The organism is Paragemmobacter kunshanensis (assembly GCF_011059185.1).
GTDB lineage: Bacteria > Pseudomonadota > Alphaproteobacteria > Rhodobacterales > Rhodobacteraceae > Paragemmobacter > Paragemmobacter kunshanensis.
In genome coordinates, this window is record NZ_JAALFE010000011.1 from 60,335 (window position 1) to 72,892 (window position 12,558).

At 66.3% G+C, this 12,558-nt stretch carries 13 protein-coding genes; all 13 read right to left on the reverse strand.

Features of this window, described 5'->3' with window-relative positions; all coding sequences use genetic code 11:
- Positions 1 to 5 precede the first annotated feature (5 nt).
- The 13 genes from G5V65_RS12355 to G5V65_RS12415 all read right to left on the reverse strand — a co-directional run bounded on the left by G5V65_RS12355 (position 6) and on the right by G5V65_RS12415 (position 12,493).
- Positions 6 to 308, reverse strand: coding sequence for an urease subunit gamma (locus G5V65_RS12355; RefSeq protein ID WP_165050499.1), 303 nt, complete (start codon positions 306 to 308; stop codon positions 6 to 8).
- Positions 305 to 1,144 carry an urease accessory protein UreD gene (locus G5V65_RS12360; RefSeq protein ID WP_165050501.1) on the reverse strand — a complete coding sequence of 280 codons (840 nt, stop codon included), beginning with the start codon at positions 1,142 to 1,144 and terminating at the stop codon, positions 305 to 307. Before G5V65_RS12360 ends, G5V65_RS12355 begins: the two co-directional genes overlap by 4 nt.
- A 188-nt stretch (positions 1,145 to 1,332) precedes the next feature.
- Entirely contained in the window at positions 1,333 to 2,775 is a 1,443-nt protein-coding gene (locus tag G5V65_RS12365; protein WP_165050504.1) for a mannitol dehydrogenase family protein, read from the reverse strand.
- A 93-nt stretch (positions 2,776 to 2,868) separates the two neighbouring features.
- Entirely contained in the window at positions 2,869 to 3,639 is a 771-nt protein-coding gene (locus tag G5V65_RS12370; RefSeq protein WP_165050506.1) for an L-iditol 2-dehydrogenase, read from the reverse strand.
- Entirely contained in the window at positions 3,636 to 4,634 is a 999-nt protein-coding gene (locus G5V65_RS12375; RefSeq protein WP_165050508.1) for an ABC transporter ATP-binding protein, read from the reverse strand. The genes G5V65_RS12370 and G5V65_RS12375 overlap by 4 nt, the downstream gene beginning before the upstream one ends.
- A gap of 7 nt (positions 4,635 to 4,641) precedes the next feature.
- Positions 4,642 to 5,472, reverse strand: a complete 831-nt coding sequence (locus tag G5V65_RS12380; RefSeq protein WP_165050510.1) for a carbohydrate ABC transporter permease — start codon at positions 5,470 to 5,472, stop codon at positions 4,642 to 4,644.
- A gap of 8 nt (positions 5,473 to 5,480) precedes the next feature.
- Entirely contained in the window at positions 5,481 to 6,353 is an 873-nt protein-coding gene (locus G5V65_RS12385; protein ID WP_165050513.1) for a carbohydrate ABC transporter permease, read from the reverse strand.
- A 126-nt stretch (positions 6,354 to 6,479) separates the two neighbouring features.
- A complete protein-coding gene (locus G5V65_RS12390; protein WP_165050515.1) occupies positions 6,480 to 7,790 on the reverse strand; it encodes an ABC transporter substrate-binding protein in 1,311 nt (436 codons plus the stop codon).
- A gap of 211 nt (positions 7,791 to 8,001) precedes the next feature.
- Positions 8,002 to 8,958, reverse strand: a complete 957-nt coding sequence (locus G5V65_RS12395; RefSeq protein WP_165050518.1) for a sugar-binding transcriptional regulator — start codon at positions 8,956 to 8,958, stop codon at positions 8,002 to 8,004.
- Positions 8,955 to 9,641 (reverse strand): HAD family hydrolase, encoded by a 687-nt coding sequence (locus G5V65_RS12400; protein WP_165050520.1) that lies wholly within the window; start codon positions 9,639 to 9,641, stop codon positions 8,955 to 8,957. Before G5V65_RS12400 ends, G5V65_RS12395 begins: the two co-directional genes overlap by 4 nt.
- A gap of 325 nt (positions 9,642 to 9,966) precedes the next feature.
- Positions 9,967 to 10,890, reverse strand: coding sequence for a ribokinase (gene rbsK, locus G5V65_RS12405; RefSeq protein ID WP_165050523.1), 924 nt, complete (start codon positions 10,888 to 10,890; stop codon positions 9,967 to 9,969).
- A gap of 16 nt (positions 10,891 to 10,906) precedes the next feature.
- On the reverse strand, positions 10,907 to 11,359 hold the full coding sequence (locus G5V65_RS12410; RefSeq protein WP_165050525.1) for an RbsD/FucU family protein: 453 nt from the start codon (positions 11,357 to 11,359) through the stop codon (positions 10,907 to 10,909).
- Positions 11,360 to 11,440: 81 nt separating this feature from the next.
- Positions 11,441 to 12,493 carry an ABC transporter ATP-binding protein gene (locus G5V65_RS12415; RefSeq protein WP_165050526.1) on the reverse strand — a complete coding sequence of 351 codons (1,053 nt, stop codon included), beginning with the start codon at positions 12,491 to 12,493 and terminating at the stop codon, positions 11,441 to 11,443.
- Between the last annotated feature and the right edge of the window lie 65 nt (positions 12,494 to 12,558).

Below are 12,558 nucleotides of genomic sequence, written 5' to 3' on the forward strand. Positions count from 1 at the left end.
ACCTTTCAGCGTATGGGATGATGGACGGTCACGAGTTTCGTGCCGTCGGGGAAGGTGGCCTCGACCTGGACGGAATGGATCATCTCGGGGATCCCGGCCATGCATTGATCGCGGGTGACGACATGGGCGCCCGCCTCCATCAGATCGGCCACCGAGCGGCCGTCGCGCGCGCCTTCGACAACGAAATCGGTGATGAGGGCGACCGCCTCGGGGTGGTTGAGTTTCACGCCGCGGCCAAGCCTGCCGCGCGCCACCATGGCGGCGAGGCTGACGAGCAGCTTGTCCTTTTCGCGGGGGGTCAGGTTCATCGACCGTTCTCCTGATATTGCCAGACGCGCGGCAGGACTGCGCCGCGCCGCAGGACGGAAAGCGCCCGCGCGATCTGGCGGCGCAGCGGCCAGCCGTCCTGCGCCATGGCGCGCAGGACCAGCCTGCCGTCATAGGCCGAGGCCGCGGCCTGCACGCCCGGTTCATCCAGCACGCGCCGCAGGGGGGCCAAGGCATCGCCAAGGCCCGGGGCCAGCATGACAAGGCTGGCAAAGCAGCGCGCGCCGCCCAGAACGGCCTGCCCGGCGGCAAGGGCGGCGGTTTCCAGAACGAGGGGTTCCAGATGCAGGAGCGCGCCGTTGCGCCGGATCTCGCGCCGGTCACGGAAGGCGAGGTGGTGGACCGTCTCGCCCATGGCATGGCGGCCCAGCACCACCGCCTCGAGCGCGAGGCAGCCGGCATCGGGGGCAAGGTCGATGCGCGTGGTGCGGTCGAGGGAGGCGGCGTCGAAGAGGATGGTTTCCTGGGGCAGCCAGTCGAGCCAGCCACCCGCACCGACGCCCAGCGCCACCTCGACCCGGGCGGTGCCGGAGGCGGCGCGATAGGCGCGTTCGGCGGTTTGCGTGGTGGCGATGGCCCGCACGCCATCGCCCAGATGCAGGGAGTAGGACAGCCGATCCCCGCCCGTCAGGCCGCCCGAGGTGTTCAGGAAGACCACTTCCGGCACAGCCCCCACGCGGGGCAGGATGGCCTTGGCCGAGTCCTGCTGCCGCAGGTCCACCAGACGGACCCGCCCACCGTCCTGACGCAGGCGCACCGCCGCCTCGCCGCGGCTGCGCTGCATCTGGGGGGTGGGGATGGTGGTGTGGGCGGTCATCGAACTCGGCCGGTGGATTCCGCCTCATCCAAGGCCGAGGCGGGAGGCGGTTCAACGCAAGCCGGGGGGGCGGAAAGGCCGGGCTGCCCGAATGCCCGGCATGCGCCCGGATTTCGGGCGGATTGCCCAAATCATGGGCAAAGGCGAAAGGCGCTGCGGGATTGCGCCAGGGGTGGCGGCGCGCGACCTCAGCCCTTCAGGAAATCGGCCAGAACGGCGCGGGTGCCCCTTGCGCCGAGATCGGACAGGAAGGCCCCGAAGATGGCAAGGCAGTCTCGGTTCTGCGCGAGATCGCCATAGATATCCTCCATCCCCAGCCAGGCCGCAGGATCGGCGGCGGCGGCGCGGGCATTGGCCTGCAGCCTGTCCCAGTTCGGATCATTGGCCTCGATCAGCTTGCCGGAATCCGAAATTCCCATGCAATACCGGCACCATAGCGCCGATTCCAGAAGCAGGCCGCGCGGCAGGATCCCGCGCGCCAGATTGTCGGCGATGGAGGGGATGATGAATTTCGGCTGCCGGTTCGACCCGTCAAGGCAGAGCCTGCGTTCGGTATCGGCCACCTCGGGGTTCGAGAAACGCTCGCGGATCAAGGTGAAGTAATCGTTAATATTCGTGTCCGGCACGGGGGGGGCGATCGGGATGATTTCCTCGCGTTCCACCTTTTCCAGAAAGCCCGCGATCAGCGGTTCGGCCATCGCCTCATGCACATATTCGATATCCATCAGGCCGCCGGGATAGGCGATGATCGCATGGCCGCCGTTCAGGATGCGGATCTTCATCGCCTCATAGGCGTGGACATGGGGGGTGAAGGTGACGCCGACCTTTTCCAGCGCCGGGCGGCCTGCGGGGAAATTGTCCTCAAGCACCCATTGGCGGAAAGGTTCGCAGGTGACGGGCACGGGATCATCGGCAAGGCCGAAGGCCGCGGCCATGGCGCGTTCGCGCGGGCCGGTGGCGGGGGTGATGCGGTCCACCATGCCGTTGGGGAAGGCGACCTCTGTCTCGACCCAATCCGCCAGCGCGGGATCGGAGAGGCGCGCAAGGCCCGCGACTGCGGCCCGGGTGACATGGCCGTTGCCGGGAAGGTTGTCGCAGGACATCACGGTGAAGGGCGCAAGACCCGCCGCGCGACGCGCCTTGAGCGCGGCCAGGATCGCGCCGAAGACGGTGGCGGGGCGGTCGAGATGCTGCGCATCAGCGACGATGTCAGGATGGGCGGGATCGAAGCGGCCGGTGGCCGGATCGACGTAATAGCCGCCCTCTGTCACGGTGAGCGAGACGATGCGGATCTCGGGGCGGGACATGGCGGCGATGAGCGCGGCATTGTCGGGCTGCACCTCGAGGAAGTCGATCATCGCGCCGATGCGCCGTGCGGTCTTGCCCGCGGGATCGAGTTCGATGACGGTGGACAGACAGTCCTGCGCCTTGAGCGCGTCGCGCATCCGCGCGTCGGTGGCCCGAACGCCTGCGCCGATGATGGCCCAATCCATGCCTTCGCCAAGGGCGAACAGATCGTCCAGATAGACGGCCATATGCGCGCGGTGGAAATTGCCAAGGCCGATATGCACGATGCCGGGGCTGAGGCGGCTGCGGTCATAGGCGGGAAGCGCATGGGGATGGACGGTCATTCTGGGCCTCGGGTGGTCTGGGATGACCTGCGGCGGGGGTGCCGCCGCAGGATTAGGCAAAGGTTTACAGCGGGAACGGCGGGCGGCGCATGATCAGGCCATCCAGTTGCCGCCATCGACGCCGAAGCATTGGGCGACGATGTATTTCGCCTCGGGCGTGGCAAGGAAGATGGCCATGCCGGTCAGATCCCCGGCCGTGCCCATGCGCCCGAAGGGAACGGCCGCGCCCACTTCGCGCTTTTTCTGGCCCGGCGCCTTGCCTTCGTATTTGGCGAAGAAGGCATCGACCCCGTCCCAGTGTTCGCCATCCACGACGCCCGGGGCGATGGCGTTGACGTTGATGCCATGGGCGATGAGGTTCAGCCCGGCGGATTGCGTGAGGCTGATGACGGCGGCCTTGGTGGCGCAATAGACGGCGACCAGGCTTTCGCCGCGGCGGCCGGCCTGGCTGGCCATGTTGATGATCGTGCCCCCCTGCCCGCGCGCGATCATGTGGCGGGCGGCGGCCTGCATGCAGAAGAGCGTGCCCGCGACATTGACGGCGAAGAGCCGGTCATGGTCGGCGCGGGTGATTTCGGCGATGGGGGCTGCGGAAAAGAGGGCCGCGTTGTTGATCAGGATGTCGAGATGGCCAAGCCCGGCGATGGCCGCGGCAAAGCCTGCCTCGATGCTGTCCTGGCTTGTGACATCCATCTGCACGGCGATGGCCTGCGGGCCAAGCGCGGCGGCGGCGGCGGCCACGGCATCGGCGTTGATATCGGCCAGCGCCACGCGCGCGCCTTCAGCGATATAGGCGCGGGCGAATTCGAGGCCGATGCCGCGCGCCGCGCCGGTGATCAGGGCGGTCTTGCCTTGCAACCTCATGCCAGGGCCTTTCCGTCGGGGCCGAAGCGGTGGATCTTGCCCTGCTGCGGGGCAAGGGCGACGCGGTCGCCATGGCGCAGGGCCACCTCGCCATTGGCGCGGACGGTCAGCAATTCGCCTGTGTCCAGCGTGACCTTGAGGAAGGTGTCGGAGCCGAGATGTTCGGTCAGGCCGACGGTGCCCTGCCAGGGCCCGCCTTCTGTGATGTCCAGATGTTCGGGGCGGATGCCGATGGTGGCGGCCTGATGGCGCGCGGCCTCGGCCCCTTCGATCAGGTTCATCCGGGGGCTGCCGATGAAGCCCGCAACGAAGAGGTTGGCGGGGCGGTGGTACAGGTCGAGGGGCGAGCCCACCTGTTCGATATTGCCCGCGTTCAGCACGACGATCTTGTCGGCCATGGTCATGGCTTCGACCTGGTCATGGGTGACATAGATCATCGTGGTCTTCAGCGACTGGTGCAGTTCGGTGATTTCCTGCCGCATCGTCACGCGCAGGGCGGCATCGAGGTTGGAGAGCGGCTCGTCGAACAGGAAGGCTGCCGGTTCGCGCACGATGGCGCGGCCGATGGCGACGCGCTGGCGCTGGCCGCCCGAAAGCTGGCCGGGGCGGCGATCAAGGTAGTTGGACAGGTTCAGGATGCGCGCGGCGTGCTGGACCTTCTTTTCCTGTTCCTCCTCGGACAGGCCCGCCATCTTGAGCGGGAAGGCGATGTTCTTGCGCACCGTCATGTGGGGATAGAGCGCATAGCTTTGGAACACCATGGCCAGCCCGCGCCGGGCGGGGGGCAGATGGGTGGCATCGGTGCCGTCGATGTCGATCCGGCCTGCGGTGACATCCTCCAGCCCGGCGATCAGGCGCAGCAGGGTGGACTTGCCACAGCCCGAGGGGCCGACGAAGACGACGAATTCGCCATCCTCGATCTGAAGGTTGATGTCGGGGATGACCGCAACCTCGCCGAAGGATTTGTTGACGTGCTGGAGCGTTATCTTGCCCATGGGAACCTCACTTCACCGCGCCGAATGTCAGGCCGCGGACGAGTTGCTTCTGGCTGAACCAGCCAAGGATCAGGATCGGCGCGATGGCCATGGTGCTGGCCGCGCTGAGCTTTGCGTAGAACAGGCCCTGCGGGGCCGAGAAACTGGCGATGAAGGCGGACAGGGGGGCGGCCTTGGTGGTGGTCAGGATGATCGTCCAGAAGGCCTCGTTCCAGGCGAGGATGACGTTCAGGAGCAGGGTGGAGGCGATGCCGGGCAGCGCCATGGGGGTAAGGACATAGAGGATCTCCTTGACCAGCCCCGCGCCATCCATGCGGGCCGCTTCGAGGATTTCGCCCGGGATTTCGCGGAAATAGGTGTAGAGCATCCAGACGATGATCGGCAGGTTCATCAGCATCAGCGCGATGACAAGGCCGAAGCGCGTGTCGATCAGGCCGAGTTTCAGGAACAGAAGGTAAAGCGGGATCATCACCGCCACGGCGGGCATCATCTTGGTGGAAAGCATCCACATCAGAAGATCCTTGGTCCGCTTGCCCGGCACGAAGGCCATGGCCCAGGCGGCGGGGATCGCGACGGCAAGGCCCAGCAGGGTGGAGCCGAGCGAGATGACGACCGAGTTCCAGAAGAAGCGCGGATAGTCGGAGCGCTGCCAGACCTCGGCATAGTTTTCCAGCGTCCAGTCCGCGCCCAAAAGTTCGGGCGGCGAGGCGACGGCGGAGGCTTCGGTCTTGAAGCTGGTCAGGATCATCCACAGGACGGGGAAGAAGATGATGAAGGCCACCGACCATGCGGCGAGGGTGGTCAGCGTCTTGCGGCGGGGGGAAACGGCGCGGGCCATGGGATACCTCAGGCGTCGAGATGGCGGCCAATGCCGCGCATCAGGAAATAGGCGACGATATTGGCAAGGATCACGGCGATGATCCCCCCGGCGGCGGCGCGGCCGATGTCCTTGGCGGCGATGGCCTGCTTGAAGATCATGTAGGGCAGCGTGGTGGAGGCCGATCCCGGCCCGCCCTGGGTGGTGGTGAAGATCTCGCCGAAGATGCCCAGAAGGAAGATGGTCTGGATCAGGATGACCACCGTGATCGCCCGGGTCATGTGGGGCAGGATGATGTGGCGCAGGCGGTTGAGGGCCGAGGCGCCGTCCATCTCGGCCGCTTCAAGCTGTTCGGAGGACAGCGATTGCAGCGAGGTCAGAAGGATCAGCGTGGCAAAGGGCAGCCATTCCCAGGACACGATCCCGATGACGGAGAGCAGCGGATATTCTTCAAGGAACAGGATGGGTTGCGCCCCGAAGCCCCGCGCGACGGCGGCCAGAAGGCCGTTCTGCGGATGCATGAACAGGTTTTCCCAGATCGAGGCCGCCACCGGCGGCATCACGAAGAAGGGCGCGATCACGAGGATGCGCAGCATCCCCTGCCCTTTCACCGGCTGGTCGATCAAGAGCGCGATCAGGATGCCCAGCATCACGGTGATGATCAGCACCCCCCCCACCAGCGCCAGCGTGTTCCACAGCGCCAGCCAGAAATCAGGGGAATTGAAGAACCAGAGGTAGTTGGTGAAGCCCACCCAGCCCGTCCGGTCCGGCGACAGCAGGCGGTAGAGGCGGAAGGAGTAGTAGAGCGTCATGGCCAGAGGCACGGCCATCCAGATGAACAGAAGCACCACCGACGGGGCCACCATCACACGTGCGGCAAGACGGCTGGACTGTGTGGACATGGGGTTTCGCCTTCGGATCGGGGCCAGGGCACCTGGCGCGATGGAGGGGGAATGGCTGCCTGCGCCAAGGAGGAGCGCAGGCAGGCCGGGTGCGGGGCCGGTGGGAGGCCAGCCCCGCGGATGGGTTTACTGGATGTAGCCTGCGGCCTTCATCTCATCCGCGACGGCGGTCTGCGCCTCGGCCAGGGCCTCGTCCGCGGTCTTCTGCCCGGCCAGCGCGGCCGAGAAGATTTCGCCCACGGTTGTGCCCAGCCCCTGGAATTCCGGGATGGCCACGAATTGCACGCCGACATAGGGAACCGGCTTGACAGTCGGGGCATTCGGATCGGCCGAGTTGATGCTGTCCAGCGTCATCTTGGCGAAGGGCACCTTCTGGTATTCCGGGTTTTCATAAAGCGAGGTGCGGGTGCCCGGAGGCACGTTCGCCCAGCCTTCCTTGGAGGCGACGAGTTCCAGATAGCCCTTGCTGGTTGCCCAGTTGACGAAGGTCTTGGCCGCATCCGGCGCATCCGACGAGGACGGGATCGCAAGGCTCCAGGCCCAGAGCCAGTTGCCGCGCTTGCCCAGGCCATTGTCGGGAGCGAGCGCGAAGCCGACCTTGTCAGCAACGGTGCTGTCCTTGCCCGTCACGAAGGAGGCCGCCACGGTGGCGTCGATCCACATGCCGCACTTGCCCTGGTTGAAGAGCGTGAGGTTCTCGTTGAACCCGTTGTTCGAGGCGCCTGCGGGGCCGTAATTGTTCATCAGGTTCAGGTAGAAATCGAGCGTGGCCTTCCATTCCGGCTGATCGAACTGGGGGTTCCAGTTTTCATCGAACCAGCGCGCGCCGAAGGAGTTGGACATGGCGGTGAGGAAGGCCATGTTCTCGCCCCAGCCGGCCTTGCCGCGCAGGCAGACGCCGTTGATGTCGGCGTCGCGGTTGGTCATCGCGGCGGCGGCCTTTTCGATATCGGCCCAGGTCGGCGCGTCGGGCATCGTCAGGCCCGCGGCTTCCATCAGGTCCTTGCGATACATGACCATCGAGGATTCGCCGTAGAAGGGCGCGGCATAAAGATTGCCATCCACCGTCAGGCCGCCCCGGATCGCGGGGAGGAGATCGTCCACGTCATATTCGGCGGGCAGGTCGTTGAGCGAGGTGAGCCAGCCCTGCTTGCCCCAGATCGGAACCTCGTAGGTGCCGATGGTCAGCACGTCATACTGGCCGCCACCGGTGGCGATGTCGGTGGTCACGTTCTGGCGCAGGACGTTCTCTTCCAGCGTCACCCATTCGACCTTGATGTCGGGATGCTTGGCATAGAAGTCGTCCATCAGACCCTGCATGCGGATCATGTCGCCATTGTTCACGGTGGCCACGGTGATGGTGGTTTCGGCCAGAGCGGCACCCGCAAGGGTAAACGAAACCGTCGCGCCGAGAAGCGCGCGAAGCGAGATGTTCATTGGTATCCTCCCATAGAAGCGACTGAGCATTTAATCGCTTAATGAGCAAATACCCACATTCTGCCCGTCTGCGTCAAGTCGTTTGTCGGGCAAAGATGCATCGACTGGGCAGAAATTCCGCCTGAAAGCTGATCAGAAGGTGAACGGGATCCTGCCCGGACAGGGTTGCCGGACCGTTAAGGCAGCGTCGCGGCCATGCCGCACTGCGGTATCAGCGCTGCAGCAGAATCGCTCTGGCGGTGGCTTCGTCGGTGACGATGCCGTTCAGGAGACCCGCCTTCAGCGCCGCACGGATGGCGGGCACCTTGGACGGGCCTGCCGCCACGCCGATGGCAGGGCGGGCCAGGCGCGGCACGATGCGCACCCCGCCATGGCGGGTGTTTTCGGGCTTTTCCAGGTAGTTGCCTTCGGCATCGAAGACCCAGCCCGCCACCTCGCCCACCGCGCCGCGCTTTTGCAGGGCGGCGAGTTCGGCGCGGGTGATGAAGCCGTCGGCCAGCAGCGGCGCGTCATCGCCCATCTGGCCCACCCCCACGAAGACGACATCGGCCCGCTGGGCCAGTTCGCGGACGCGGGCGATGGGGGCAAGCGCGGTGAAGGCGGCAAACTCTTCCACCGTCGAGGAAATCACCGGCATGGCCATGGGGTAATGCGGGGCGCGGACCTTGTCGGCGATGCGCATGATGACATCGAAGAACGAGGCCGAGCCGTCGGGGGCGATGTTGCCGATCATGGAAACAAGGCGGTGCTGGGGGGCGTCCATCGTTGTCATGGCATCGACCATGCCCCGCAGGGCGCGGCCCGTGCCCAGCGCGATGACCAGCGGATCGGGCATGGAAAGGAAGCGTTCCAGCTCTTGCGCCGCCGCCGGGGCGATGGCGCGGACGGCATCCGCGCCGGGGCCGAGGCCGGGGGCCACGCGGGCGCGGATCAGGCCGAAACGGTCCGTAAGTGCCTGTTCCAGTTCAAGACAGGCCGCGATCGGATGTTCGATGCGGACATGGATCAACCCCTCGGCCATGGCGCGGCTGACGAGGCGCTGGGCGCGTTGGCGGCTGACGCCGAGTTCGCGGGCGATCTGGTCCTGCGTGAGCCCCGCGACGTAATAGAGCCAGCCCGCACGGGCGGCATCGTCGCTTTGGCTGGGCTCTGTATCGTGCAGGGTCATGGCGTCACTCGTTCGGCGGCGAAAAGCCCCGGATGCGCGGCGCGCAGGGCGGGGAAATCGCAGAAACTCGCCTCAGGAATGGCATCTTCGGGCGGGGTGAGGTCAAGCCCTTTCAGATGGCTGCCCCCGGTGAAGCGCCAGACGCGCATGCCGGCGGCAAGGCCCGCGCGGATGCCGTTCAGGCTGTCTTCCAACACGATGCAGGCGGCGGGGTCCGCCCCCATGCGGGCGGCGGCATGGAGGAAGAGATCCGGCGCGGGCTTGCCGCGCGCCACTTCCGAGGCGGTGAAGGCGCGGCCCTGGAACAGGGCGGAAAGCCCCGTGATTTCAAGGGATTTGCGCATGCGTTCGGGGCTGGAGGAGGTGGCGAGGCAATAGGGAATCGCCAGATCGCGAAGGGTTTCGCGGATCCCCGGCATGGGCGCGAGATCGCGTTCGAAGGCCGCAAGAAGGCGGGCGCGGTAATCGGCCTCGAACCTGTCGGGCAGTTGCACGCCCCAGCCTTCGCGCACTTCCTTCAGCACGACGGGATAGGAGCGGCCGAGGAAATGACGGGAGACGAAGGCCATGTCCATCTCGACCCCGTAGCCCTTGAGTTCGGCGATGAGTTGGCGGGCGGAGATGACTTCGCTGTCGATCAACACGCCATCGCAATCGAAGATGAGGAGCTGGGGAGTGGTCATGGGCGGAGAGTGGGGCGCGGGGAACGGGGTGTCAACGGGATGGCGCAAGGCATTGGGAACGCTGGATTAATCTGCGGGATTTTGGCGGATTCCGGGGGCAGCGGCCGGTGCAGCGGCGCAGTGCAGACGGCGGTGCAGGCGCGCGCTGGCCGAAAGTTTCGTTAACCATCGGGTCACCGAGCGATTCCATCGGGATTTCGGGCGGCAGGAAGGCGGAATTTGACGCAAATTCCGCGACGGTTTCTGACACAGAAACCGGAAGGGCCGCGAGGCGCGGCCCCGGAATTTGCGTCAAATTCCGTCGCGGTTCCTGCGTCAGGAACCGCTACCCCTGGGCCGCCAGAAGCGCGTCGATTTCGGCCCGTGCGGGCATGGCCGGGGCGGTGCCTGCCCGCGTCACCGATATGCCTGCCGTCGCACAACCGAAGCGGACGGCATCGGGCAGGTCGCGCCCTTCGGTCAGCGCCACGGCGAAGCCGCCGTTGAAGGCATCCCCTGCCCCCGTCGTATCCAGCACCTTGCCCGCGCTGATGACGGGGACGTGGAAGCTGCGATCGCGGTCCACATAGAGCGCGCCGCGTTCGCCCAGCGTGATCAGGCAGGCGCCCACCCCCCGGGCCAGCAGCGCGCGGGCGGCGGTCTCGGCCTCGGGGATGGTCGTCACGGGCAGGCCGGTCAGGCTTTCGGTTTCCGACTCGTTCGGGGTGACGATGTCGCAAAGCGCAAGGAAGGCATCGTCGAGTTCGGCGGCGGGCGCGGGGTTCAGGATCGTGCGGACCCCGGCCGCGCGGGCGATTTCCAGCGCGCGGCGGGCGGCCGGGATCGGCTGTTCGAGTTGGGTGATGAAGACCTTGGCGCCTTCGATCAGGGAACGGTTCGCCTCGACATCCTGAGCCGAGATGCGGCCTGCGGCGCCTGCGGCCACGATGATGGCGTTGTTGCCGGTGGCGTTTTCAAGGAAGATATAGGCCGCGCCCGTATAGCTCTCGCCGTCTTCGGTGATGGCGGATTTCACCCCGGCCTTGGCCCATGTCGCCCGCGCGATATCGGCGAAGGCGTCCTTGCCCAGACGGCTGATGAAGGTGACATCCCCCCCGGCCATGGCAGCGGCGACGGATTGGTTCGACCCCTTCCCCCCCGGCCCGAGGGCGAAGGAGGTGCCGAGGATGGTTTCGCCCATCTTCGGCTGGCGGTCGGCGCGATAGGCGGTGTCGGCCACGAAGATGCCGAGGATGACGATGTCGGACATGGGGGAACCTATCGGATCAGGATTCGGGCGGGATGACGCCCTTGCGGAACATGAAGCAGCCGTAGAAGCGACGCTCGCCCGTCTGGATGACGGCATAGGACTGGCGGGCCATGTCGTAGAAGGCAAAGCGTTCGATGCCGATCATCGGGCGGTGGCGGCCTTCGGCGTGGTCGATCTCGGCCTGCACCTCTTGCTGGACGGGGGGGAGTTCGGCGGGATTGCCCACCACCTCCATCCGTCCGGCGAAATCATCGACGAAGGTGTCGAGCGGCAGGACGGAGAGGATGGCCTGCACGGCCTCGGCGCAGGTGAGGTTTTCCATGCGGAGGAGTTCGCCGGTCACGGTGGCGCGGGCCACGCTGTCGGAGGGGAAGTTGGTATCGGCCACGATCAGCACATCGCCATGGCCCATGGCGCGCAGCACGCGCAGCACATCGGCATTCAGCCGGTTGTCTATACCCTTGAGCATCATTCCTCCCTCGGCGGTGGTCCGCCCTGTTGCTGCGAAACGTGCCGCGCCGGGGCGGCGGGGTCAAGCCGTGGCGGGGCGTCAGAAGCGGGTGCCGGTCGCCTTGTCGAAAAGGTGGACGCCGGCCGGATCGACAGGGGCGAGCGTGATCTGGTCGCCGGGGCGGTGGCTGATCCGGTCGCGGAAGACGGCGACAAGTTCGCGGCCTTCGATGCGGACGACGACATGGGTTTCCGATCCGGTCGGTTCGACCACGGCGATGGTGCCCCTGATCCCGTCGGGCGAGTCCCCGAGGTTTTCGGGGCGGATGCCATAGATCACCTCGCGCCCCTCGGCCACCTTCATGCCCGGCGGCAGCGGCAGGGTCGCGCCCCCTGCCCTGACGGTGCCGCCCTGCACGGTGCCTTCGATCATGTTCATCGAGGGCGAGCCGATGAAGCTTGCCACGAAGGTATTGGCGGGCCGGTCGTAGAGTTCCAGGGGCGCGCCGACCTGTTCGATCCGGCCGCCCTGCATGACGACGATCTTGTCGGCCATGGTCATGGCTTCGATCTGGTCATGGGTGACGTAGACGGTGGTGGTTTTCAGCCGCTGGTGCAGTTCGCGGATTTCGGTGCGCATCTGGACGCGGAGTTTCGCGTCGAGGTTGGAGAGCGGTTCATCGAAGAGGAACACCTGCGGATCGCGCACGATGGCGCGGCCCATGGCGACGCGCTGGCGCTGCCCGCCCGAGAGGGCGCGGGGGAAACGGTCGAGATAGGGCGTCAGGCCCAGGACTTCGGCCGCGCGCTTGACGCGTTGGTCGATCTCGGCCTTGTCCATCCCGCGCATCTTGAGCGCGAAGCCCATATTGGCGGCCACCGTCTTGTGCGGGTAGAGCGCGTAGTTCTGGAACACCATCGCGATGTCGCGCTCGGAGGGCGGCAGGTTGTTCACCCGCCGCTCGCCGATGCGGATATCGCCCGAGGTCACCTCTTCCAGCCCTGCGATCATGCGCAGGAGCGTGGACTTGCCGCAGCCCGAGGGGCCGACCAGCACGACGAATTCGCCATCCACGATATCGAGATCCAGACCATGGACGACCTGCAGCCCGCCATAGGACTTTTTCAGCGCGCGGATCGTGACTTCGGCCATGCCACCCCTCCCAAGGTTTCCCTTTTGGTAGCGGGTGAAGCGGGGCCTGTCCACGCACTAATCAT

Bases quoted from the DNA above. Each gene is read 5' to 3' on its own strand.
- G5V65_RS12355 (WP_165050499.1), bottom strand. From the start codon at position 308: ATGAACCTGACCCCCCGCGAAAAGGACAAGCTGCTCGTCAGCCTCGCC.
- G5V65_RS12360 (WP_165050501.1), bottom strand. From the start codon at position 1,144: ATGACCGCCCACACCACCATCCCCACCCCCCAGATGCAGCGCAGCCGC.
- G5V65_RS12365 (WP_165050504.1), bottom strand. From the start codon at position 2,775: ATGACCGTCCATCCCCATGCGCTTCCCGCCTATGACCGCAGCCGCCTC.
- G5V65_RS12370 (WP_165050506.1), bottom strand. From the start codon at position 3,639: ATGAGGTTGCAAGGCAAGACCGCCCTGATCACCGGCGCGGCGCGCGGC.
- G5V65_RS12375 (WP_165050508.1), bottom strand. From the start codon at position 4,634: ATGGGCAAGATAACGCTCCAGCACGTCAACAAATCCTTCGGCGAGGTT.
- G5V65_RS12380 (WP_165050510.1), bottom strand. From the start codon at position 5,472: ATGGCCCGCGCCGTTTCCCCCCGCCGCAAGACGCTGACCACCCTCGCC.
- G5V65_RS12385 (WP_165050513.1), bottom strand. From the start codon at position 6,353: ATGTCCACACAGTCCAGCCGTCTTGCCGCACGTGTGATGGTGGCCCCG.
- G5V65_RS12390 (WP_165050515.1), bottom strand. From the start codon at position 7,790: ATGAACATCTCGCTTCGCGCGCTTCTCGGCGCGACGGTTTCGTTTACC.
- G5V65_RS12395 (WP_165050518.1), bottom strand. From the start codon at position 8,958: ATGACCCTGCACGATACAGAGCCCAGCCAAAGCGACGATGCCGCCCGT.
- G5V65_RS12400 (WP_165050520.1), bottom strand. From the start codon at position 9,641: ATGACCACTCCCCAGCTCCTCATCTTCGATTGCGATGGCGTGTTGATC.
- rbsK (WP_165050523.1), bottom strand. From the start codon at position 10,890: ATGTCCGACATCGTCATCCTCGGCATCTTCGTGGCCGACACCGCCTAT.
- G5V65_RS12410 (WP_165050525.1), bottom strand. From the start codon at position 11,359: ATGCTCAAGGGTATAGACAACCGGCTGAATGCCGATGTGCTGCGCGTG.
- G5V65_RS12415 (WP_165050526.1), bottom strand. From the start codon at position 12,493: ATGGCCGAAGTCACGATCCGCGCGCTGAAAAAGTCCTATGGCGGGCTG.